This is a genomic window from Ruania alba (assembly GCF_900105765.1).
Lineage (GTDB): Bacteria > Actinomycetota > Actinomycetes > Actinomycetales > Beutenbergiaceae > Ruania > Ruania alba.
The window spans coordinates 651,634-674,261 of sequence record NZ_FNTX01000002.1 but is presented as its reverse complement, the minus strand read 5'-3'; the positions used below and the strand labels follow the sequence as shown (position 1 = coordinate 674,261).

General features: G+C 68.9%; 23 protein-coding genes. 10 read left to right on the top strand and 13 right to left on the bottom strand.

Features of this window, described 5'->3' with window-relative positions; all coding sequences use genetic code 11:
* Positions 1 to 2 precede the first annotated feature (2 nt).
* Genes BLU77_RS13605 through BLU77_RS13595 form a run of 3 tightly spaced genes read left to right on the top strand, consistent with a single transcriptional unit; the run spans position 3 to position 3,170 of the window.
* Complete coding sequence (locus BLU77_RS13605; RefSeq protein ID WP_089775782.1) at positions 3 to 1,238, top strand: quaternary amine ABC transporter ATP-binding protein; 1,236 nt, start codon at positions 3 to 5, stop codon at positions 1,236 to 1,238.
* Positions 1,235 to 2,155, top strand: coding sequence for an ABC transporter permease (locus BLU77_RS13600; RefSeq protein WP_089773653.1), 921 nt, complete (start codon positions 1,235 to 1,237; stop codon positions 2,153 to 2,155). Before BLU77_RS13605 ends, BLU77_RS13600 begins: the two co-directional genes overlap by 4 nt.
* Before the next feature lie 55 nt (positions 2,156 to 2,210).
* Complete coding sequence (locus BLU77_RS13595) at positions 2,211 to 3,170, top strand: glycine betaine ABC transporter substrate-binding protein (RefSeq protein ID WP_089773652.1); 960 nt, start codon at positions 2,211 to 2,213, stop codon at positions 3,168 to 3,170.
* Positions 3,171 to 3,233: 63 nt separating this feature from the next.
* Here BLU77_RS13595 and BLU77_RS13590 read toward each other — a convergent pair whose 3' ends face one another.
* Positions 3,234 to 3,605 (bottom strand): nitroreductase family deazaflavin-dependent oxidoreductase, encoded by a 372-nt coding sequence (locus tag BLU77_RS13590; protein ID WP_089773651.1) that lies wholly within the window; start codon positions 3,603 to 3,605, stop codon positions 3,234 to 3,236.
* Between the two features lie 185 nt (positions 3,606 to 3,790).
* Between BLU77_RS13590 and BLU77_RS13585 the strand changes: the two genes are divergently transcribed.
* Positions 3,791 to 4,468 (top strand): metal-dependent transcriptional regulator, encoded by a 678-nt coding sequence (locus BLU77_RS13585; RefSeq protein WP_089773650.1) that lies wholly within the window; start codon positions 3,791 to 3,793, stop codon positions 4,466 to 4,468.
* Positions 4,469 to 4,537: 69 nt separating this feature from the next.
* On the opposite strand, the gene BLU77_RS13580 is transcribed toward BLU77_RS13585, so the two are convergent.
* The 9 genes from BLU77_RS13580 to BLU77_RS13540 all read right to left on the bottom strand — a co-directional run bounded on the left by BLU77_RS13580 (position 4,538) and on the right by BLU77_RS13540 (position 13,127).
* Positions 4,538 to 5,473, bottom strand: a complete 936-nt coding sequence (locus tag BLU77_RS13580; protein ID WP_089773649.1) for a metal ABC transporter permease — start codon at positions 5,471 to 5,473, stop codon at positions 4,538 to 4,540.
* A complete protein-coding gene (locus BLU77_RS13575; protein ID WP_089773648.1) occupies positions 5,470 to 6,423 on the bottom strand; it encodes a metal ABC transporter permease in 954 nt (317 codons plus the stop codon). Before BLU77_RS13575 ends, BLU77_RS13580 begins: the two co-directional genes overlap by 4 nt.
* Entirely contained in the window at positions 6,420 to 7,172 is a 753-nt protein-coding gene (locus BLU77_RS13570) for a metal ABC transporter ATP-binding protein (protein WP_089773647.1), read from the bottom strand. The genes BLU77_RS13575 and BLU77_RS13570 overlap by 4 nt, the downstream gene beginning before the upstream one ends.
* Positions 7,169 to 8,137 (bottom strand): metal ABC transporter substrate-binding protein, encoded by a 969-nt coding sequence (locus BLU77_RS13565; RefSeq protein ID WP_245708860.1) that lies wholly within the window; start codon positions 8,135 to 8,137, stop codon positions 7,169 to 7,171. The genes BLU77_RS13570 and BLU77_RS13565 overlap by 4 nt, the downstream gene beginning before the upstream one ends.
* A 175-nt stretch (positions 8,138 to 8,312) precedes the next feature.
* Positions 8,313 to 9,035: a hypothetical protein gene (locus tag BLU77_RS13560; protein WP_089773646.1), complete on the bottom strand. Its 723-nt coding sequence runs from the start codon at positions 9,033 to 9,035 to the stop codon at positions 8,313 to 8,315.
* Complete coding sequence (locus BLU77_RS13555; protein ID WP_089773645.1) at positions 9,032 to 9,571, bottom strand: RNA polymerase sigma factor; 540 nt, start codon at positions 9,569 to 9,571, stop codon at positions 9,032 to 9,034. The genes BLU77_RS13560 and BLU77_RS13555 overlap by 4 nt, the downstream gene beginning before the upstream one ends.
* Before the next feature lie 57 nt (positions 9,572 to 9,628).
* Positions 9,629 to 11,371 (bottom strand): pyruvate dehydrogenase, encoded by a 1,743-nt coding sequence (locus BLU77_RS13550; RefSeq protein ID WP_089773644.1) that lies wholly within the window; start codon positions 11,369 to 11,371, stop codon positions 9,629 to 9,631.
* Positions 11,372 to 11,472: 101 nt separating this feature from the next.
* On the bottom strand, positions 11,473 to 12,171 hold the full coding sequence (locus tag BLU77_RS13545) for a GntR family transcriptional regulator (RefSeq protein ID WP_089773643.1): 699 nt from the start codon (positions 12,169 to 12,171) through the stop codon (positions 11,473 to 11,475).
* Positions 12,168 to 13,127: an ROK family protein gene (locus BLU77_RS13540; protein WP_217632457.1), complete on the bottom strand. Its 960-nt coding sequence runs from the start codon at positions 13,125 to 13,127 to the stop codon at positions 12,168 to 12,170. Before BLU77_RS13540 ends, BLU77_RS13545 begins: the two co-directional genes overlap by 4 nt.
* 186 nt (positions 13,128 to 13,313) lie before the next feature.
* Here BLU77_RS13540 and BLU77_RS13535 point away from each other — a divergent pair, with 186 nt between their 5' ends.
* Genes BLU77_RS13535 through BLU77_RS13515 form a run of 5 tightly spaced genes read left to right on the top strand, consistent with a single transcriptional unit; the run spans position 13,314 to position 18,108 of the window.
* Complete coding sequence (locus BLU77_RS13535; RefSeq protein ID WP_089773642.1) at positions 13,314 to 14,621, top strand: ABC transporter substrate-binding protein; 1,308 nt, start codon at positions 13,314 to 13,316, stop codon at positions 14,619 to 14,621.
* A gap of 1 nt (position 14,622) precedes the next feature.
* The gene (locus BLU77_RS13530; RefSeq protein WP_089773641.1) at positions 14,623 to 15,576 is read left to right on the top strand and encodes a carbohydrate ABC transporter permease; all 954 of its coding nucleotides are present in this window, start codon (positions 14,623 to 14,625) and stop codon (positions 15,574 to 15,576) included.
* The gene (locus tag BLU77_RS13525; protein WP_089773640.1) at positions 15,573 to 16,394 is read left to right on the top strand and encodes a carbohydrate ABC transporter permease; all 822 of its coding nucleotides are present in this window, start codon (positions 15,573 to 15,575) and stop codon (positions 16,392 to 16,394) included. Before BLU77_RS13530 ends, BLU77_RS13525 begins: the two co-directional genes overlap by 4 nt.
* Positions 16,391 to 17,431: a Gfo/Idh/MocA family protein gene (locus BLU77_RS13520; RefSeq protein ID WP_089773639.1), complete on the top strand. Its 1,041-nt coding sequence runs from the start codon at positions 16,391 to 16,393 to the stop codon at positions 17,429 to 17,431. Before BLU77_RS13525 ends, BLU77_RS13520 begins: the two co-directional genes overlap by 4 nt.
* Before the next feature lie 14 nt (positions 17,432 to 17,445).
* Positions 17,446 to 18,108, top strand: a complete 663-nt coding sequence (locus tag BLU77_RS13515; RefSeq protein WP_089775776.1) for an N-acetylmannosamine-6-phosphate 2-epimerase — start codon at positions 17,446 to 17,448, stop codon at positions 18,106 to 18,108.
* On the opposite strand, the gene BLU77_RS13510 is transcribed toward BLU77_RS13515, so the two are convergent.
* The 3 genes from BLU77_RS13510 to BLU77_RS13500 all read right to left on the bottom strand — a co-directional run bounded on the left by BLU77_RS13510 (position 18,065) and on the right by BLU77_RS13500 (position 21,328).
* Positions 18,065 to 19,354: an MFS transporter gene (locus tag BLU77_RS13510; protein WP_342741488.1), complete on the bottom strand. Its 1,290-nt coding sequence runs from the start codon at positions 19,352 to 19,354 to the stop codon at positions 18,065 to 18,067. The genes BLU77_RS13515 and BLU77_RS13510 overlap by 44 nt on opposite strands.
* A 249-nt stretch (positions 19,355 to 19,603) precedes the next feature.
* Positions 19,604 to 20,305, bottom strand: a complete 702-nt coding sequence (locus BLU77_RS13505) for a GntR family transcriptional regulator (RefSeq protein WP_089773638.1) — start codon at positions 20,303 to 20,305, stop codon at positions 19,604 to 19,606.
* Positions 20,306 to 20,338: 33 nt separating this feature from the next.
* Positions 20,339 to 21,328 (bottom strand): alpha/beta fold hydrolase, encoded by a 990-nt coding sequence (locus BLU77_RS13500; RefSeq protein ID WP_245708859.1) that lies wholly within the window; start codon positions 21,326 to 21,328, stop codon positions 20,339 to 20,341.
* An 88-nt stretch (positions 21,329 to 21,416) separates the two neighbouring features.
* Between BLU77_RS13500 and dgoD the strand changes: the two genes are divergently transcribed.
* Positions 21,417 to 22,577: a galactonate dehydratase gene (gene dgoD, locus BLU77_RS13495; protein WP_217632456.1), complete on the top strand. Its 1,161-nt coding sequence runs from the start codon at positions 21,417 to 21,419 to the stop codon at positions 22,575 to 22,577.
* Positions 22,578 to 22,628: the final 51 nt, after the last annotated feature.

The following is a 22,628-nucleotide window of genomic DNA, read 5'->3' as shown; positions in this document are numbered from 1 at the left end:
CCGTGTCAGCCATTCAGGCCACCGGTTTGACCAAGATCTTCGGCCGCCGTCCACAGCGGGGCGTGAAGATGTTGCGCGAGGGCGCCACCCGTCAGCAGCTCATGAAGGAAGGGCTGACGGCGGCGGTGATCGATGCAACCTTCGAGGTGCAGCCCGGTGAGATCTTCGTGGTCATGGGCCTCTCCGGCTCCGGGAAGTCCACGCTGATCCGTAACGTCAATGGACTGCTGGAACCGACAGCGGGCACGCTGCTCGTTGACGGCGACGACGTCACGCACCTGCCTCCGGCAGGGTTGCGCGCGCTGCGGCGGGACAAGGTCAGCATGGTGTTCCAGCACTTCGCCTTGCTGCCGCACCGTACGGTCGGTGAGAACGCGGCCTATGCACTGGAGCTGAGGGGCTTTTCGAGGTCGGACCGGGAGAAGGCCGCTAACGAGGCGCTCGGGATGGTCGGTCTCGACGGCTGGGGCGGGCATCTGCCTTCGGAGCTCTCCGGTGGGATGCGTCAACGCGTAGGGCTTGCCCGGGCGCTTGCGGCCGGGACCGAGATCATGCTCATGGATGAGGCTTTCAGCGCCCTCGACCCGCTGATTCGCAAGGAGATGCAGGATCAGCTGCTCGAGCTTCAGGCCGAGCTGGGCAAGACGATTCTGTTCATCACCCACGACCTGAACGAGGCGATGCGCCTCGGCGACCGGATCGCGATGATGCGCGATGGCAAGATCGTGCAGATCGGCACGGCCGAGCAGATCCTGAACGAGCCTGCCACTGAATACGTCTCCCAGTTCGTCGCCGACGTCGACCGCACCCGTGTGCTCACGGCCGGCGCTGTCATGGAGCGCCCAGTGGCCGTGATCGGCAGCGAGTCCGGACCGCGCGCTGCGCGCAAGCTCATGAGCGAGCACCAGACCAGCGCGCTACTGGTGGTCGGGCGTGACCGCAAGGTCGTCGGCGTGGTCTGGGAGGACGACGTGGCTGAGGCGATCCGTCAGGGCAGTGACAACCTGCCGCGCCCCTCCCGCGCAGTGGCACAGGTGAGCCCGGACACCCCGCTGGCAGAACTGTTCGGTGACGCGGCCGAGAACCGGAGCCCGCTCGCCGTCGTGAACGAGAAGGGTGCGCTGGTCGGCGTGATCCCGCGGGTGACTCTCCTGAGCGCACTCGCTGTGCCGAACGGCAGCGAGAACGAGACCAGCACCGACTCCGAGGTCGATGCCGCAGCTGGAGGTGACCGATGAGTTTCATCCCCCAAATTCCGCTGGGTGCAGGCGCCGAGGCTGCTGTCGATTGGATCAAGCTCAACCTGCCGGTGGTGCTTGATGCCATCAGTGACTCGTTCAACTTCCTCGCTGGTGAGCTCACCGACCTGCTGATGTTGCTCCCCGCACTCGTGCTCGCGGTGATCTTCGCTGTGCTCGCCGCGTGGGTACGGTCGTGGAAGTTCGCCGTCTTCGTGCTGCTGGGCATGACCCTGATCATCAGCATGGAGGTCTGGGAACCGGCGATGCAGACCTTGTCGATGGTGCTCGTGGCGACGTTGGTCGCGGTCATCATCTCCATCCCGGTGGGGATTCTGGCCGCGAAGAGCGCGACCGTCAGTGCGATCGTCCGGCCAGTCCTGGACTTCATGCAGACGATGCCTGCTCTGGTCTACCTGGTGCCCGTCGTGATCTTCTTCAGCATCGGCTTCGCACCCGGTGTGGTCGCAACCATCATCTTCTCGTTGCCGCCCGGTGTGCGGCTCACCGAGCTCGGTATCCGCCAGGTCGACTCCGAGACCGTGGAGGCTGGCGAAGCCTTCGGTGGGACCTCTGGTCAGATCCTGCGCGGCATCCAGTTGCCGCTGGGGCTGCCGACCATCATGGCCGGCGTGAACCAGGTGATCATGCTCGGCTTGTCGATGGCCGTCATGGCCGGATTCGTCGGCGCGCCCGGCCTCGGGAAGATCGTGACGGGTGCGCTGGCCACCGTTGATGTCGCGGTCGGATTCGAGGCCGGTCTCGGCATCGTGATCCTCGCGATCTTCCTCGACCGCCTCACCGGCGCCATCGGTCAGCCGACTCCCGGTTCGATCGGCACGGCCTGGCGCCGTCGCCAGTCGGCCAAGGCAGAACTCGCCGACGCGAAGTCGCGTCGACCCGCACCCGGGGTCTGAGCCCGACACTACGCAACTACTACGAAACTCACAGTCGTCAACACAAGGAGAACACATGCGAATCGCACATACCCGCCGCGGCCGCGCCTCGGCCGTCGTGATGGCTGCCGCCGTTGGTCTGACCCTCGCCGCCTGCGGCGACGGCTCGGGTGACGCCGAGGAGACCACTGGTGAGGACACCGCCGGAGAGGAGACGGAGGGAGAAGGCGCCGGTGACGGTGACATGGGCACCATCACCCTGGGCTACATCCCGTCCTGGACCGACGGTCTGAGCACCGCCTACCTGCTCGAGAACAAGCTCGAGGAGGCCGGCTACACCGTCGAGCACGAAGAGCTCACCGAGGCCGGCATCCTGTACACCGCCCTCGCCGGCGGCGATGTCGACATCTACCCCTCCGCGTGGCCTGAGGTCACGCACGCGCAGTACATGGAGGAGTACGGCGACAGCATCGAGGACCTGGGCACCTACTACGGCAACGCCAAGCTCACCTGGGCAGTGCCCGAGTACAGCGAGATCACCTCGATCGCCGACATTCCGGACTACGCCGACGAGCTCGACAACCAGATCATCGGGATCGAGCCGGGTGCTGGTCTGACCGCCGCCAGCCAGGACAGTGTCATTCCGGCCTACGGCCTGGACGAGGCGGGCTTCGAGCTCGCCACTTCCTCCACCACCGCAATGCTCGCCGAGCTGGAGAGCGCGATCAATGCCGAGGAAGAGATCGTCGTGACGCTCTGGCGTCCGTTCTGGGCCAACGCCGAGTACGGCGTTCGTGACCTCGAGGACCCCGAGGGTGCGCTGGGAGAGTCCGAAGGGCTGCACTTCCTTGCCACGGACGGCTTCTCGGACGAGTACCCGGACGTAGCCGAGTGGATCGGCGGCATTTCGCTGGACGACGCGCAATACGGCGACCTGGAGAGCTCCGTGGTGAACGACAACCCGGACGACCCGGCCGCTGGCGTGTCCGCGTGGCTCGAGCAGTACCCGGACCTGGTGGGTTCCCCCGGGATGTGATCCCCACCTGATCCATGCGGGGTCGGTCAACCGTTTCGGTTGGCCGACCCCGTTTCTGTGTCCTCAGTGGCCAGCCAGGTCCATCCGCAGGAACTCGGTGATGCGCATGAACCCGGGCGGGCGCTCCGATACCGGGATTGCTTCGAGCGCTTCCTCCTCCGGGACGAGGCGTGGGGCATCGAGCTCCAGCTCGGTGCCGTCGACCAGCAGTCGAGCGGTCCCGGACGCGCGCACATTGCGCACCCAGTCCGCCCCCGACCCGTACACCAGGATGAACAGGTAGCCACCGTTCACCTCGACCGCGCCGAGAGGCGTGCGATAGGTGGTCCCGGAGCGGCGGCCGGTATGGATCAGCACCGGCCACTTCCCGCCGGCGACGGCGCGCCGGTTGAACAGGCGCTTGTTGATGTGACCCCACCACAGTGGCATCGGCATGAGCGGTCTCCTCCGTCTGGGCGCCCCGGCGGTTGCTGGGCGAAACTGGCCAGGTACACCTCTAGTCTTACACAGTAAGGTTGGGAGTGCCAGCTCTGGTCTGTCGCCGCGCCGCCACCTCCTGTGGCCTCTCCAACCTCAGCACTTCGGCACTGACGAACAATCGTGTTTGTTACCGTTTTCGCATGTCCGTCTCCCAGCTCTCGGCGAGCGCGCAGAACTATCTGAAGGCGATCTGGGCTCTGCAGGAGTGGTCCGACGAGCCGACCACGCCCTCGCGCATCGCCGCGCGGGCCGGGGTGAAGCTGTCCACGGTCTCGGACGCCGTCCGCAAGCTCACCGACCAGGGTTTGTTGGAGCACGCGCCGTACGGGGCGATCACGCTCACCGCGCAGGGGCGCACCCACGCACTGGCCATGGTGCGCCGCCATCGTCTGATCGAGACCTTCCTCGTGCAGGTGCTCGGCTACACCTGGGACCAGGTGCACGACGAGGCCGAGACTCTTGAGCACGCCGTCTCCGACTTCATGGTGGAACGTCTCGATGCGCACCTGGGCCACCCCACCCGGGACCCCCACGGCGACCCCATTCCCACTGCGGACGGCACGATCGACATGCCGGACGCCGTCATGCTCTCCGGGGTGGAACCCGGCGCCCAGGTGCAGGTGGAACGGATCTCCGACGCCGACCCTGCCCTGCTGCAGTTCTTCGCCGAGCACGAGGTGCGCGTCGGGTCGGTGCTGGACGTGCGCCCGGGGGCGCCCTACTCGGATTCGATGGAGGTCGGCCTGCCCGACGGCGAAGCATCCGTCCCGCTGGGACGCTCCGCCACGGACGCCGTCTGGGTCACGCCCGTCGGCTGAACCGGCCCTGCCGGGCCAAGCCGCAGCAACGACCGTTGCCAGACCCGCCGGGGGTGAAGGTGACGTCGATTATCGGCCCATCACCGACGTCAACCTCACCCCCGGTGCCGGGTGGGGTCGGTGGGAGGGGTGACCGGACGCCGTCGGGCGTTGCCTGTGCCGGCGGTGCTGCCGCCACTTCACGAGGCCCAGCACGAGCGCGAACATCGCTCCGTAGAAGACCGCCATCCCGGCGCTGGTGGCCGCGTCCAGTACGTAGGCGAGGCCGAAACCGGCCGCGGCGCCCCCGGCGGCGAACGCCGCAGTGAGTGCGAGGGTGACCGGCAGGCGGCGAGCGAGCAGGTGGGCGGTGGCGGCCGGGATGATCATCAGCGCCAGCACCAGGATCGCGCCCGCAGCATGAAAGGCCGCGGTCACGGTGAGGGAGACGAGAAACATGAACGCCGTGCTCACCGCCCGGGTACGGATCCCGAGCGAAGCGGCGAACTGCGGGTCGAAGGTGGTGGCCTTCAGCTGGGGGTACAGGGCCGCGATGAAGGCGATGTTGGCCGCCAACACCGCGAGCATCACGTACAGGTAGGACGGTCCGAGATCGACGCCACCGAGGATGAGGCGCTCGAACGCGGCCAGGTTGAGGTCCCCGACCAGCACCGCGTGGGTGTCCAGGTGCACGTTGCCGAAGTTCAGCGTGACGCCGATGACGCCCGCGCTGAACAGGGCCGGGAAGATCAGGCCCTGCGGGGCATCGCCGGTGAGCAAACCGGTGCGGCCGAGCCACTCCGCCCCGCCAGCCACCAGCAGGCCGGCGAGCGCGGCGCCGAGGATCAGCAGCGGCGAGCCCATGTCCTGGGTGAGCGCATAGCCGAGCACGATCCCCGGCAGCACCGCGTGGCCGATCGCGTCCACCAGCATGGAGCTGCGCCGCAGCACCACGAACGCCCCGGGTAGGCCGCACGCCACCGCGGTGACGACCGCCAACAGCAGCACGCCGAGCGCAAAGCTCATGTGTGCGCCCCCTGCTCCGCTGCGTGACTCTCAGCCAGCAGTTCTCGCCGTAGCGCCGCCCGCGCGCGCGTCCGTGCCAGGGCGCGCATCACCACGCTGCGACGCGGGGCGGCCAGGATCGAGACGGCGAAGATCGCGAACAGGGTGAGCACGATCAGTGGCCCGGTCGGCACGCTCCCGAGTGCGATGGACAGGTACGCCCCGAGCCCGCTGCCCACTCCGCCGATCGCGGCCGAGAGCGCCACCATGCTCGGCAGGGTGCGGGTCCACTGCCGGGCGGCGGCCGGGGGAGTGATCACGAAGGCGACCATCAGCACCAGGCCCACCGCCTTCACCCCGATCACCGTGGCGATCACGATCGTGGTGAACATCAGGATGTCGATGGTGCGCCCGCGGAACCCGAGCACACTGGCGTGGTCCGGGTCGAAGGTCCGGAGTGCGAACTCCTTCCAGAACAGTCCCATCAGCGCCAGGGCGATCGCGCCCACGGTCACGCTGGTGAGCAGGTCGGCGTTGGTGATCACCGAGGCGTTGCCGAACAGGTAGTCCTGGATGCCGCCCTTGCCCGGGTAGGTGCCGTTCGCGATCACCCGCAGCAGCAGCATCCCGATCCCGAAGAAGACTGTCAGCGAGATGGCCATCGCGGTGTCGATCCGGATCTTCGTGGTGCGGGCGATGCCGTTCGCGGCCAGCACCGCCAGCGTGCCCACCACCACGGCCCCGATGATCAGGCCGATCATGTTCCGCCCGTCGGCGCCGAGCACGACGACGGAGGTCAAGAAGGCCACGAGCGTTCCGGGGAGTGCGGCGTGGGAGATCACGTCGCTGATCAGGGACTGCTTGCGTAGGTAGGCGAACGCACCGAGTGCCCCGGCCACCAGGCCGATCACGGCGGTACCGAGGAACACCATCCGGTAGGTGTGGTCGGCGAAGAACTCGAGAAGGCTCATCTGATCAGCTGGTCGAAATGGTCGTTGGCGCCAGTCACTTCGTACGCGGTGCGCACGTTCTCCCGGGTGAAGGACTCCTCGGCCGGGCCGGAAGCGACGACGCGCCCGTTCAGCAGGGTGACGTGGTCGCAGTGGTCGCGCACCGTGGCCAAGTCGTGGTGCACCAGCACCACGGTGCGGCCCTGCGCTCGCAGCGTGTGCAGCACCGCCACGATCGCCTGCTGACTCCGGGCGTCGATGCCCTGGAACGGCTCGTCCATGAAGAACAGGTCCGGTGCCTGCACCAGGGCCCGTGCCAGGAAGGTGCGTTGGCGTTGCCCGCCGGAGAGCTCACCGATCTGCCGGTCGGCGAGGTCGGCGATCCCGGTCTGCTCCAGGGCGGCACGGGCCTGGTCACGTTCGTCGTGGCCGGGGCGGCGCAGCCAGCCGAGCCGGCCGTAGGTGCCCATCGTGACCACGTCCAGCACCGTCGTCGGGAAGTCCCAGTCCACACTGGTGGACTGCGGCATGTAACCCACCCGGCGGCGCACCCGTGCCAGCGGCCGGTCGAAGAACTCGGCGCGGCCGGTGAGCGGGCGGACCAGGCCGAGCATCGCCTTGATCAGGGTGGACTTGCCGGCCCCGTTCGGGCCGACGATGCCCATCACGACACCGGTGGGAACCTCCAGGTCCACATTCCGCAGGACCGGTTCGGTGCGGTAGGCGACGCTCAGGCCCTTGGTGCGGCACGCCGTCATGGGCTGGGTCATGAGGTCTCCTCGGCGAGGGCGTCGGCCACGGCGCGGGCGTTGTGGGTGAACACCTCCAGGTAGGTATCCACCTCCTCCTCGGCGCCGAGGGAGTCCGCATACAACTCGGCGTCGGAGATGCGCACCTGCCACCCGAGGGATGCGGTGGCTTCCTGCAGGCTGGTGATCGCCTGGGGGTTGGCCTGGTTGTCCTGGAAGATCACCGGCACCTCGTTCTCGGCGATGAGGTGGGCGAGGTCGCTGAGCTCCTCGGGGCTGAGCCGGGCGGTGGTGGAGATGAAGTCCGTGGCGAGCACCTCCAGGTCGTAGACGTACCCGAAGTAGGCGAATGCGTCGTGCCCGGTGATCAGGATGCGGGGCTCGGGAACGCCGGCCAGAAGGCCATCCACCTCCGCGGCGGCCGCCTCGATCTGGCCCGCGTACTCCTCGGCGTTCGCCTGATACTGCGGGGCGTGCTCGGGGTCGATCTCGGCGAGCTTGTCCGCCACGTAACCCACCACCAGGATCCAGGCGTCCGGGCTGTTCCACACGTGCGGGTCGTGCAGCGGGTTGCCCTCGGCGTCGGTGTCCGGCCAGGAGAGCAACAGGCCCTCGGGGAGGAGCTCCCCGACGGCGAGCTGCCGATCCCCGAGGCTGGTGAGCTGGTCGATCATCTGGGCCTCGAGGTACAGGCCGTTCCAGAGCACCACGTCGGCCGACTGGATCGTCTGGATGTCCCGGGTGGACGGCTGGTAGGTGTGTGGGTCCCCGCCTGGGCCCACCATCGTGGTCACCTCGGCGTCGGGGGCGATGTTCCCGACGGCGTCCGCCAGGTACCCGGTGGTGGCGTAGACGGTGAGGGGGTCGCCAGGGCTGGTCGCGTCGGAGGTGCCACCGCAGCCGGAGAGCGCGAGCGTGAGCGCTGCGGCCCCGGCCGCGAGGGCAGCGAGCGGCCGCGTGCGTGGACGCCGCAGGGTGATGGCCACCGGCCTCACCGCCCTCCATCGGTCGCATGAACTCAAATGTTCGTCGTACCGAAGTTATAACCTGGCAGCGGCTATGTGGCAAGTGGGCGCGCGGCGCCCGGAAGTGTCGACGGACCTCAGCGACCAGCGACGAATAGTGGCGTGAGTGTGCTCAGGTCCGTCGATAGTTGCAGGCTCAGCCGATGCAGAACTGCCCGATCTGGGTCTCGCCGTCCACCTCGTACACGGGGACCAGCCCCGCGGTCCGTTCGGTGTATTCGACCGCTTCGGTGGGTGAAGTCGGCTCCGGGCCGAACGCGTGGTTCAGGTCCTCGGCGTAGACATAGCCGACCTCGCCGTTGGTGGCGGCCGCGAGGATCAGGTCGGGTTCGCCGTAGACCTCGTTCGGCGTTCCGTAGGTCTGGCCGTTCTCGTTCACCGCGAAGGGTTCGACGACGACCTCCTGGTACCAGAGGGAGATCTGCCAGGCCATGTCCGCAGGCGCGTCTACGGTGAGCACCCCGTCGTCCCCGATCGGCGCGTCCCTCCCCTTCCACAGTGGCAGCGGCCCGGACGAGCGCTCGCCCGCCGAGCACGTCACGGCCGCCCCATCCGGGAGGTTCACCTCGCCACCATCCAGGCAGGTGAGATCGAACCACACCTGATCTGCGCCCTCCGGCACCGGACCGAGGTCGACCTCCGCAGGTCCGGTGTGCACCTCGGTGACCGGGGGGCTCACAACGAGCTCGTTCACCCCGGCCTGCAACTGATGCACCGCGTAGGCGGCGGTGGGGATCCCCGCGGCCAGGGTGAGCCCTCCACCCAGGGCGAGCCACCGCCGTCGGCGTGCTGTGGCCGCTCGGCGGACCAGCTCCGCACGCAGCGCCGTACCGAACTCCCGATCCATCGATGGCTTCATGACCCCTCCTCGATTGCGACCTGGGTCGCGTGCGCGACCTCGCGTACCCGTGCTCGGGCGCGGTGCAGCCTGCTGCGGGCGGCCGTGGCGCTCAGGCCGAGGAGTTCAGCCGCCTCGGCGACTTGGTAGCCCTCGAGCACGACGAGGCAGAGCAGGTGCAGGTCGGGCGTGGACAGAGACCGCAGGCCCTCCAGCAGGTCCTCACTGATGCCGTCGTCGGGCTGGATGCTCTCGGGGGAGCGGGGTAGCCGGTCCAGCAGTGCGCGATACCGCCGGGTCGCGCGGCGCTGGTTGCGCGCCACGTTCGAGGCGGTGACCAACAGCCACGGCAGCACCGACCCGTTCACCAGACGCACCCGGCGACGGAGTCGCCACAGCTCGAGGAAGGCCGCAGCGGTCACGTCCTCGGCGTCGCTCCTGGAGTCCACCAGGCGGCACGCGTGCCGATACACCCGGTCACTGTGCTGGTCGAAGACGTGGCCGAATGCCTCGCCGTCACCGCGCAGGGCCTGCTGCCAGGCCTCCGACTCCTCCATACCCCGTAGTGTCCGGGCAGAGCCGTGGTGTTGCAGTATCGTCGCGACGAGGGCGCCTCAGCCCCGCGGAATGTTCCGCAGGTTCGATCGCGCCATCGACACCGCCTCCCCAGCGCCGCCGTTGAGCACGATCTTGCTCAACGCCGTTGCGAACCCGAACACCTGGTCCTTGGTGATCTTCGGGGGGATGGAGAGGGCGTTCGGGTCCGTCACTACGTCCACCAGCGAGGGACCGCGGTGGGCGAGCGCCGTCTCGAAGGCGCTGTGCAACTCCACGGGGTCCTCCACGCGCTGCGTCTGTAGGCCCATCGCGGCACCGATCGCCGCGTAGTCCACCCCGGGCACGTCCACGCCGTGGTCGGGCAGCTTGTCCACCAGCATCTCGAGCTTGACCATGCCCAGGCTCGAGTTGTTGAACACCACCACTGTGATCGGCAGGTCGTACATCACCGCGGTGAGCAGGTCTCCGAGCAGCATCGACAGCCCGCCGTCACCGGAGAGCGCGATCACCTGCCGATCGGGGTAGGCCAACTGAGCGCCGAGCGCCTGCGGCATCGCGTTCGCCATCGACCCGTGCTTGAACGATCCGATCAGGCGGCGCTTGCCGTTCGGGTTCAGGTAGCGCGCGGTCCACACGTTCCCCATCCCGGTGTCCGCGGTGACGACCGCGTCCTCAGCGGCCACCTGATCCAGGATGGAGGCGGCGTACTCGGGGTGGATCGGGCGCATGTGCTCGACGTCCTTGGTGTAGGCACCCACCGCCTTGTTCATCAGTCGATCGTGCTTGTCGAGCATCTTGTCCAGGAACCGGTGGCTCTTCTTCGCTGCGATCTTCGGCAGCAGCGCCTCGAGGGTGGCCGCCACGTCGCCGTGCACGGGGTACTGCACGGCGGTGCGTCGTCCGATCACGGCGGCATCGACATCGACCTGCGCAGTCGGCACATCGGGGAGGAACTGGTCGTAGGGGAAGTCGGTGCCGAGCAGCACGATCAGGTCGGCCCCTTCGAGCCCCGCGGCTGCGGCGCCGTAGCCGAGCAGCCCGGTCATTCCGACGTCATAGGGATTGTCGTACTGGATGAGGTCCTTGCCGCGGAGCGAGTGCCCCACCGGGGCCTTGATCTTCTCGGCGAGATCCACCACCAGCTCGTGGGCCCCCATGGCGCCGTAGCCGACGAACAGGGCCACGTTCTTCGCCTCATCGATCGCATCGGCGAGGCTCTGCAGGGAGGTGGGGTCCGGCGTCAGGACGCCATGCGGTACCGGCGTGTACGCGGGCGCTTCTGCTGAAGTCTCCTCATCCGCCACGTCACCGGGCAGTGTCACGACGGCGACCCCTCGCTTGGCGAGGGCGTGCGAGATGGCCGCGTGCACCACCCGGGGCGCCTGGTCGGTGGTGCTGACCAGCTCGGAGTAGACCGAGCACTCGGTGAACAGGCGGTCCGGGTGAGTCTCTTGGAAGAAGCCCTGCCCGATCTGTGCGGACGGGATGTGGCTGGCGATCGCCACCACGGGCGCGCCGGTGCGGTTCGCGTCGTAGAGGCCGTTGATGAGGTGCAGGTTCCCTGGCCCGCAGGAGCCCGCGCACACGGCGAGTTCCCCGGTGAGCTGGGCATCGGCCGCGGCGGCGAACGCGGCGGATTCCTCGTGACGGACATGGACCCAGTCGATGCCGCCTTCGGCGGAACCTCCGGTGCGGCGCACCGCATCGACGATGGGGTTCAGGCTGTCTCCGACGATGCCGTAGATCCGGCGGACTCCTGCGGCCTGGAGCTGACTGACGAGTTGTTCGGCGACGTTCATGGCTCCGACGCTACGCCGAAGAGTGGAAAGTATCGACGGTGCTCAGCAATCTGGTGTCGATAGTGGTAGCTGTGCGTTGGGGACAGTCGAAACTTGCAGGGTCAGGCGTCGTCGCCGGCCTCCAGGGTGAGCCGGTACACGTCCCCGCGGTACAGCGACGTGGTCAGCTCCACATGGTCGCCGTGCTGGTCGTGCCCGACGGTGGTGGTGAGCAGGCAGGGGACATCGACCCCGATCGAGAGGTGCTCGGCGCTCGCGGGATCAGCCAACGTGGCGGCCACCTCGAACCGGGCGCGCCGGATCTGGGTGTGGTACTTCGTGCGCAGGAGTGCGTACAGCGAGGCTTCCAGGTCGTGGCCGAGCAGGCCGGGGAAGCGGTCGGCGGCCAGCCGGGAGTGCTCCACGCACAGGGGCACGTCGTCGCCGTAGCGGACCCGGCGGATGTGCAGCACCGCATCCTGGCCGCCCAGGTCGAGCTCACGCCGCTCGGCCTCCGTCGCGCCCGTGATCGATGCCTCGAGTAGCCGGCTCGAGGGCACCCGGCCCGTCGCCCGCATCGTCTCGCTGAACGAGGTGGAGGTCAGCGCCTTGCGGACCGTCGGCTCGCGCACGAAGGTCCCACGGCCCGGGATCCCCTCGATCCGTCCGCCCTCGGTGAGGATCTGCAGGGCCCGCCGCACGGTCATCGCGGAGACCCCGTAGCTGGCCGCGAGCTCCTGCTCGCTGGGGATCCGATCGCCTGCCTGCTTGGCGTCGATCATCGTGGACAGGTCGCGCGCGATGGCGTCGTACTTCTTCATCGGTCCTCCCTGCTGCCACGGTCCCCGGCCCTGTCGACGACGCCCCAAGCCGAGCGGGCGGCGCCGATCAAGGGAGCGCTGCCTCCCAGCGTGGACAGCCGTACCGGGATGTCCCGCAGGGGATCGACTAGTTCCGTGCGCAGAGTCTCGCAGACGGCGTCCCACCACACCGTCGAAGCGCCGGCTACACCGCCGCCGAGCACCACCACGTGCGGATCGATCACGGTGACCACCCCGGCGATCGCCTGCCCGAGCGCGACGCCCGCCCGATGCACCACGTCACCGGCGATCTCGTCCCCCGCGTCGGCCAGTCGGAGTACGTCAGGGGTCCCCGCGTGCTGGTCCGGGTCCCGGCGCCGGAACTGCTCGGCGATCGCCGGCCCGCAGGCCACCGCTTCCAGATGTCCGATGCGACCGCACGGGCAGCGGAGCCCGCCCGCGCCGGCGGAGGGCATGTGCCCGATCTCGCCGCCCGCATGGTGCGCGCCTCCCGCCGCCCGGCCATCGATCACCACGGTCCCACCCACCCCGGTGCCGACCGCCACCACGAGGGCGCTGCGCACGTCTGCGGCCGCCCCGGCCCACGCCTCTCCGATCGCGTGGGCACGCACGTCGTTCTGTACGGTGACGGCGATCCCGAGCTGTTCGGTCAGCCTCGCCTGGACGGGGGTGCCCGGCCAGCCCGGGAAGGTGTCGTTCGCAGCCACGATCACACCGGTCGTGGTGTCGACCATGCCCGCTGTCGCGATCCCGACGGCGGCCGGCTCGCCCCAGCCATCCAGCCTTGCCTCGGCCCGGACGTCGGTGACGAGGGACCGGATGACCTCGAGCACCGCCTCCGGCCCCGCTGCCGCCCGGGTCGGCGCGCTGTGCACCGGTCCGAGGCGACCGTCCGGGCCGACCACCGCCGCAGCAGTCTTCGTTCCGCCGACGTCAACACCGATCACCGATCTCACCCGCGACATTCTGCCCATCCCCGTGGTCTGTGTGTGGACCGACCGGCGACGGTCGCTTGCCATCGACCGTCCTTGGTCCCTATCATCCATAACCCTAGGGTAATCTAAAAACCCTAGGGTGCTTGTCGCAGCTGTTCCCGCGCCGCGCCCTGACTCCCCCTTCCGCCTTCCCGAACGGAGCCACCGATGACGTTGCACCGCAAACGCACCCACGTGGGTGTGGCCGCCCTGGCCGCATCCGCTGTCCTGCTGGCCGCCTGCGGCGGCACTGACGGTTCGGACGACGCACCGCACCTGACCGTGCTGATGGAGGAGATCTCCTACACAGACAACATCCGCGAGATGCTGCCGGAGTTCGAGGCGGCCACCGGCATCACCGTCGACCTCGAGACCGTGCCGTACGCGGACCAGGCCTCCCGCATCCTGCAGGAGTTCGCTCAGGGCTCGGACACCTACGACGTGGTCTTCAACGACAACGTCTACGGCAGCGGGTACTTCGAGTCCGGATACGTGCTCGACGTGACCGAGTACGCCACCGGCGAAGACGAGTTCGGCACCCTGGACGAGTTCTACGATCCCTACCTCGCGCCGATGACCACCGAGGACGGCGCCGTCTACGGGGTGCCCGTCTACGGCGAGAGCACCTTCCTGATGTACCGGACCGACCTCTTCGCCGAGCACGGTATCGACGGCCCGCCGCAGACCACCGCCGAGCTCGAGGAAGCCGCCCGCACGATCTCCGAGGGCACGAACGGGGAGGTCGCCGGTATCACCATGCGCGGTACCGCCGGGATCCACGCCCTCTACCCGTGGGCGGGCCTGCTGCGCAGCTTCGGCGGCGACTTCTTCGACGCCGACGGCCAGATCGCCGTGGACAGCCCGGAGGCCGTCGAGGCCACCGAGTACTGGGCGAACTTGCTCAGCGAGTACGGCCCCGCCGGTGTGGCGAACTTCGACTGGGAGCAGAACCGGATCGCGTTCACCCAGGGCCAGGCGGCGATGACCATCGACGCCACCGCCAACGGTCCCTACAACGAGGACGCCGAGTCGTCCACGGTGGCCGGGAACGTGGGCTACGCCCCCATCCCGTACGCGCCGGGCGTGGAGCCGGGGGAGAACACGAACAACTCCCTCGCGGTGCACTCGCTCTACCTGAACGCCAACAGCAGCAATCCGGAAGCTGCGTGGTCGTTCATGGCCTGGGCCACCAGTCAGGAGGTCCAGGAGGGTGCGGTCGCCTCGGTCGAGGCGGTCGGTGTGACCAATGAGGCGGTCCTGAATGGCGACGCCTATGCCGAGCGCTACGGCGCCTTCCAGGAAGCCGTCCTCGACCAGCTCGCCACCGGCAATCTCAGTTACCTGCCCTCCGGCCAGTCCGCGAACACGGTGATCGTGGAGACCGGTCAGGCGCTCTCGAACGCGCTCTCCGGGCAACAGTCCGCCGAGGAGGCGCTCGCTGCGGCGGCCGAGTCCATCTCCACCCAACTCGGCTGAGATGACGGCCACCACCCCACCACCGGTGCGGCCGGGGCAGTCCGCCCCGACCGCGCCCGGTGGCACCGCGTCCCGCCGCCGACGGCGGACCCCGTGGACCCTGGCGATCCCGGCGGCTGCTGTCCTAATCCCGTTCCTCGCGGTGATCCTCGCCCGCGGACTGTGGATGTCCACCCACGGCGAGCAGCTCACCCAGCCCGGGAGCGCGGACGACTTCGTCGGCCTGGAGAACTTTCTGCGCGCGTTCGGTGACCCGACCCTGCGGCAGTCGGTCCTGATCACCCTGACCTACGTGGTGGTCGCTGTGCTCGGCCAGGTGATCATCGGCGTCAGCGTGGCGCTGCTCATGCACCGGCGACTCCCCGGCAAGGGCATCGTCCGGGCACTGATCCTCGTCCCGATGGTCCTGACGCCCGTGGTCGCCGCACTCACCTGGCGCCTGCTGATGGATCCCTCCTCCGGCACCGTGAACTGGCTGCTCGGGCAGATCGGGCTCGGGGCGAACCATGCCTTCCTCGCCGACCCGTCCACCGCGCTGTACGCGGTGATCCTGGTGGAGGTCTGGCAGAACACCCCGTACGTGGTGGTGATCGCCCTGGCCGGGCTGGAGGCACTCGATCCGGCGCCCTTCGAGGCGGCCTCCCTGGACGGTGCGCACGGATGGCGGCTGGTCCGGCACGTCACCGTCCCGATGCTCGCTCCGGTGCTCGCGATCGTGGTGCTGCTGCGGATCATCGATGCTGCCAAGACCTTCGCGCTCGTGCAGACCATGACCCGGGGTGGGCCGGGCACCTCGTCCATGGCGATCAGCAACTACGTCTACCGCACAGGTTTCGAGGTGTTCGACATCGGCTACTCCACCGCGTTGGCCTTCCTCACCTCCGTGGCCCTGATCCTGGTGATCTTCCCGACGGCGAAACGCCTCCTGGGACTGCAGAAGGGGGGCGCACGATGAGGGTCCGGTCGTTCGTACGGGTCGCGCTGGTCTATCTATTCCTCGCCTGGTGCCTCGCGCCGGTGCTGTGGCTGGTGAGTACCTCGCTGAAGTCCGACGTAGACGCCTTCAGTTCCGAGCCTGTCTGGTTCTTCACGCCCCAGTGGGACAACTACCTGCGGGCCTGGACCGAAGGATTCATGGCTGAGGCGATGACAGCCAGCGCCGTCGTGGCGGGTTTGTCCAGCGTGATCGGGATCATCGCCGGTCTGCCGCTCGCGTACCTGGTCACACAGGTGCTCCCGGAGGGCGCAGCCAGTGGCCGTCGCGTCACGCTCACGGTGCTGCTGCTCACCACGGTGCCGCCGGTGCTCGGGCTCACCCCACTGTTCCGTACCTTCGACGATCTCGGTCTCGGCCGCGGACCCGTGGGCATCACCGCGGTGCACGCCTATTACGCGGTGCTGCTGGCATTCCTGATCCTGCGCTCCTTCCTCACGGCCTTCCCCCGTGAGATCCGGGAGGCTGCGCTCGTGGACGGCGCCGGTGAGTGGCGCACCATGCTCGGGTGCATCGCACCGAACATGGTCGGCGCGATGTTCGCCACGTTGGTGCTCGCGCTGATCCAGTCCTGGAACGAGTACCTCTACGCCCTGGTACTCACCGGCGGTGACTCCCAGACGGTCCCGGTCCGGGTCTCCAGCTTCTTCACGTTCGTCGGCACCAACTGGTCCACCCTGACTGCGGCCGGCGTCATCGGGACGCTGCCGATCGTCGTCTTTGCCATTCTCGCCCGCAAGCACATGGCGCGCGGGTTGTCCTACGGAGGAGTGAAATGAACGCCAACCCCGACCGCTCGCACGTGAAGGTCGCCGTCGTGGGCCTGGGCGCCATCGGCCAGGAGCACGTCGATATCTACCGGGCAGCACCGGAGGCGGAGCTGGTGGCCGTGGTGGACCCGCGCGCCGATGTGCGCGAGGAGGTGGCGACCCGCACCGGCGTAGCAGCGTATGCGACGCTGGCCGACCTGCTCGCGGAGGGGGCCGCGGACGCGATCAGCCTGTGTACGCCCGACCACCTGCATTTCGAGGACGCGACATCGATCATCGCGGCCGGTGTGCACCTGCTGCTGGAGAAACCGATCACCACCGACCCGGCCGAAGCGGATGCGCTCACGCAGATCGCCGAGGCGAGCGACGTCGTCGTGATGCCGGGCCACACGCTCCGATTCGAGCCGCGCTACGCGGCAGCGCGCCAGGCCGTGGCGGACGGGCGGCTCGGGCAGGTCCAGCACGGGTACCTGCGCCGTGACAACAAGGTCTCGGTGGCCGACCGGGCCGCGGGCCGCACATCGGTGGCGTTCTTCCTCGGCATCCACGACATTGACGCCCTGCAGTGGATCACCGACCAGCAGGTCACCGAAGTGCAGGCGCTGGCCACGGGTGCGACCGAGCGCACCGGGCAGCAGGCGATGGCCGTGCTGGGCACGCTGCGGCTCGCCGACGGGGCCGTGGTGCAGATCGAGTCGGCCTGGAACCTGCCAGAGGACTATCCGACCGATCTGGACGCAGCCTTCCGCCTGGTCGGCAACGAGGCCGCGCTGTCTGTGCACTCCTTTGATGCCGGGATGCACGTCGCCGGCGGTGGGTTCACCCTTCCCATGACTGCGGGGGCGTCGCTGTACGGCGCTGCACAAGGGCCGTTGGCGCTCGAGCTCGGAACGTTCCTGCGGTGCTGCCTCGACGACGCCGTGCCGCCGGTCACGATGCGGCAGGCGGCGTCCGCGGTCAAGGTGGTCATCGCCCTGGAGGAGGCCGTCGCCAGCGGACTCACGGTGGCCGTGGCACCGGTCGCGGCAGCGGGTGCCGGCGCGTGAACCTGATCAAGACCATGCGCGGCGGACTGATCGTCTCCTGCCAGGCCTATCCCGGGGAGCCGATGCGGGACCCGCGCACGATGACACAGGTGGCACTGTCCGTGGTCGCCGGCGGCGCCGTCGCGGTCCGGGTGGAAGGCCCCGACGACGTCCGTGCGGTGTCCGCTCAGGTGCCCGTCCCGGTCGTCGGGCTGTGGAAAGACGGCACCGACGGGGTGTTCATCACGCCCACCCTCCGCCACGCGCTCGCGGTAGCGGAGGCCGGGGCGCACGTGGTCGCCCTGGACGGCACCCGTCGGCCGCGTCCGGACGGGCGCACCCTGGCCGAGACGATCGCCGGGCTGCGGGAGGCCACCGAGGCGCTGGTGATGGCCGACTGTGGGTCGGTCGCCGATGCGCTGGCGGCGCAGGAGGCCGGTGCGGACCTGCTGAGCACCACGCTGTCCGGCTACAGCGGCGAACGGCCGATGCGGGACGGCCCGGACCTGGAGCTGGTGGCGGCCATCGCCGGGGAGGTGAGCGTGCCGGTGGTGGCGGAGGGGCGGATCCGTACCCCGGAGCAGGCCGCAGTGGCGCTCGAGCGTGGTGCCTTCGCGGTGTGCGTGGGTACCGCGATCACGCACCCGGCGTCCATCACGCGGTGGTTCCGCGAGACGCTCCCGAGCGGTCCGGAGTAGGGACGGGCAGCTCGCTCCCACGCGGCCGGGCCGCCCCGGCGGCGAATGCAGCGACCACCAGGAATCCGACCACAATCATCATCGCCAGCCGGAGTCCGACTTCCTCGCCCACGAAGCCCAGCAGCGGTGGGCCCACCAGAAAGGCCAGGTAGCCGATCGTGGCCACCGCGCTGACCCGCTCGGACGCACGATCCGGATCGTCACCGGCCGCCGATATCGCCACTGGGAACCCGAGAGACGCCCCCAGCCCCCACAGCACCACCGCCACCCCGGCCACGGCGGCGTTCGGCGAGAACACCACTACGGCGATCCCGGCGATGGCGCACACTGCACTGAGCCGCAACACCACGGGCCGGCCGAACCGTTCGACCACCGGACCACCCAGGAAGCGGCCCACCGTCATCGCAGCCGCGAATCCGGCGAAGACGAGCGAACCGCTCGTGGCGGAGACGTCGTGACCGTCCACCATCAGCAGCGGCAACCAGTCGTTCGCGGAACCCTCGGCGAACGCCATGGCGAGCACGACCACCCCGATCAGCACCAGTCGACGGTCACGCCACACGCTCGGGCGAGGCTGCGCCGTCGGGGTGGCCGACCGGGCCCGGACGGAGACCTCGATCCCGGTGCCGGCCACCACTCCTGGGAGCGCCCAGAGCGTCAGGCCGGTCATAATCAGTGCGGCCAGGAGCAGGTGCCAGGCGGGGGAGAAGTCGATCGCGGTCAGGCCGATGCCCACCAGTGCGCCGATCACCGTACCCAGGCTGAAGCTGCCGTGCAGGATCGGCAGTACCGGCCGGCCGATCAGTCGCTCCAGCTCGGCACCGGAGATGTTTAAACCGATCTCCCCGAGTCCGCCGCCGATCCCGAAGACCAGCAGGCCAGCGAAGACGACCGGCGCGGACGACCAGAGGGCTCCCAGGCCGACCAGCGCCGTCCCGGCGATCACGCACACCGTCCCGACCGCGATGACCGGTCGCGTTCCCCACCGGCGGACGAACCAGCCCGAACTGACTACGCCCGCCATCGAGCCCACGCTGAGGCCGAACAGGATCAACCCCATCTGTGCCGTGGAGGCCTCGACGGCGTCCCGGACGGCGGGCGTGCGCGTCACCCAGGAGGACAGTCCGATCCCGACGACCAGGATGAGGGCGAACAAGGAGTAGCGACGACGTCGCAGCGAGGGCATGGAGTCGATCGTATGAGGCTCACTCGTATGAACAACATTCGGCGACGTGACGCGTGCCACGACCTCCTCGGATCCGACGTCGGCCGGGTTGCGTCGCGCCAGCCCGGGCACATGGTCGAAATCGGTGTCCACTGTGACGATCTCGGTGAATCCCGTCCCGAGGGCTGTCGCGGCGTGGACGACGCAGACCGCCCGGACGTCGCGCAACAGTACTACTGCGTCGGCGCGGGATGATGAAAGAGTTGTGCCCGGGACGGCGGCCGGGATCGGCGCCCCGGTGGATGGTTGACCGATGGATGCTGGCGGCCGTCAGTCTGTGCCGGTGGCCTCGGCGTCGAGCCAGCTCAGAACACCCTTGAGCACCTCGGCCAGGTGCTTGCGCAGCATGGCGCTCGCCTTGGTGGCATCGCCGGAGGCGAATGCGTCAACGAGATCCTCGTGGGAGTGCGTGTGCGAACCGCCTACCAGCCGCCATCCCAGTACGTAGCGGCCCATCTTCAGACGGAGCTGCTCGATCATCTCCCAGGTGATCGGGTTCTGCGCGGCGTCGTAGAGCTCGGAGTAGAACTTGGTCCGCGCCTCCACGAAATCGGCGCCCTCATTTTGCTCGTCGGCGGACTTGGCCAACTCGCGCAGCTGTTCGATCCGTTCGGGCGTGGACCGCTTCATCGATTGCTTCAGCGCGTCCACCTCGAGCAACGCGCGAATGCGGTACACCTCCTTCGCCTGCTCCGGCGAGATCGCGCGTACCGTGGCGCCGCGGCGGTCGTGGAACTCCACCAGGCCATCCGACTCGAGCTGGATCAATGCCGAGCGCACCGGCAGCCGGGAGACGCCGATCTGCTCGGCAAGGGTCTCCTGGCGGAGCTTCTGCCCGGGCCGGAGCGTGCCGTTCAGGATCGCTTCCTGCAGGAGCCCGTACACCATGGCGCCCACGGAACGGTAGGCGGTCTGATGACGGGCGGCGAGCTCCTCGAGGTCGCCCGACGCCGCGTCTGCATTTCGGATCATGGATCCAGAATCTATCGGATATGCGAGGAACGTTCAGTGAACGCCCTCACTGTCGTCGTTCGAATGCACTCCGGTCGCGAGCTCGTCGTTCGCCCGTACCCACTCGGCGACCATCCCGGTGCCGCCGTGCCCGTCACCCTCGTCGATTACCAACCGGCTCGCCGGCCACCGCCGGTGCAGCTCCCAGGGCGTGATCACCGGGCCGCTGATGTCCCGCCGCCCGTGGATGAGGACGGCGGGGATGTGCCCGATGCGATCGACTTGCTCCAGCAGCGGTGGGTCGGCGAAACCGTCGTGTGCCCAGTAGTGCGTGGCCAGCATCGTGAACGCGTGCCGGAAGCTCTCGTCCTCCCAGCGCGGGTCCCGTGCGAACCCGCCGGCCCCGATCGAGATGTGCACGTCCTCCCAGCGTGCCCACGCCTGCGAGGCCTCCTCCCGGGTGGCCGGATCGCGCAGCAGCCGTGCGTAGGCCTCCACCAGGCGCGATTCCCGACGGCGGTAGGCCGGGTCGTGTGCCTCGGCGAAGGCTGCGTAGCGCTCCCACTCCTCGGGGAACACCATCCCCACCCCTTCGGTGATCCAGTCCACCTCGGTGCGGGACGTCGTCGTGACGGCCATCAGCACGATCCCGAGCACGCGGTCCGGGTGCGCCTCGGCATAGGCGATGGCCAGGGTGCTGCCCCAGGAGACGCCATTGAGCACCCAGGCTCTGATTCCCAGATGCTCGCGCAGCTCCTCCAGATCCGCGATCAGACGCGGGGTGGTGTTGGCGGCCAGATCGTGCGCGGGATCGTGCGCGAGCGGAACCGACCGCCCGCAGCCGCGCTGGTCGAGCCCGATGATGCGGTACCGGGCCGGGTCGAACTTCGTGACATACCCACGGTTTCCCAACCCACCCCCCGGGCCGCCGTGCAGGAACACGGCAGGGACGCCGTCGGGGCTGCCCGACTCCTCCCAGTAGACCGACTGGCCGTCGGAGGCAGTCAGCAGTCCATGCTCGCGAGGCTCGGTGCGTGGGTACACAACAGCGAGCCTAGGGGTGCGTTCGCGTCGTGATCTCGCCTTCTGACGACGACAACGCACCCCACGCCGGTGACGGTAGGTTGCTCGGGTGAGTTCATCGACGACCATCACCAAGATCGAGACGTTCCGAGTGCCGCCGCGGTGGCTGTTCCTGCGGGTGGAGACCTCTGACGGGATCGTCGGGTGGGGTGAGCCCGTGCTGGAGGGTCGTGCCGCCACCGTCGAGGCCGCCGTGCACGAGATGGCGCCGCAGGTGATGGGCAGCGACCCGAGCCGGATCGAGGACACCTGGCAGCGGCTCACCCGGTCGGCGTTCTACCGGCACGGGCCCGTGCTGAACAGTGCGATCGCCGGGTATGACCAGGCCCTGTGGGACATCGCCGGCAAGCGGCTCGGCGTGCCCGTGCACGACCTGCTCGGCGGCGCGGTGCGGGACCGAGTGCGCACCTACTCCTGGGTGGGCGGGGACGACCCGGCCGGCGTGCGCGAGCACATCCAGGCCCGCCTGGACCAGGGGTTCACGGCGGTGAAGATGAATGCCTCGGGAGCCTTGCGGCACATCGACTCACCCGCCGCCATCGCCGATGTAGTAGCCCGTGCCCGCGCTGCCCGCGAGACGCTCGGCGACACTGGTGACTTCGCCCTGGACTTCCACGGCCGCGTCTCCCCGGCGATGGCGCACCGGCTGCTGCCGCTCTTGGAAGAGCTGATGCCGATGTGGGTGGAGGAGCCGGTGGTTCCTGAGCTGTCGGCCGAGCACCTGCCCCGACTGGTGCAGCGGAGCTCCATCCCGATCGCCACCGGGGAGCGGGCGTTCTCCCGGTGGGACTTCATGCCGTTGCTCGAGGCCGGGATCGCGGTGGCGCAGCCGGACATCTCCCACGCCGGCGGGATCTCCGAGACCCGCCGAATCGCTGCCATGGCGGAGACCTACGGCGTGGGCCTGGCACCGCACTGCCCGCTCGGCCCGATCGCGCTCGCCTCCTGCCTGCAGGTGGACCTGGCCTCACCGAACACGGTGATCCAGGAGTCCAGCCTCGGCATCCACTACAACGAGGGCTGGGACCTGCTCGACTACTTGGTCGACACCAGCCCGTTCGAGGTGCGCGACGGGCACATCGATCGCCTCACCGGCCCGGGCCTGGGTGTCGAGATCGACGAGGCCGAGGTGCGCAAGGCGGCCGCCCGCGGGCACGACTGGGCTACGCCCACCTGGAACCACGCCGACGGCAGCCTCGCGGAGTGGTGATCACCGCCCGGGAACAATCACGGTGACTGACAGCCTTGACCTGACCGTGAC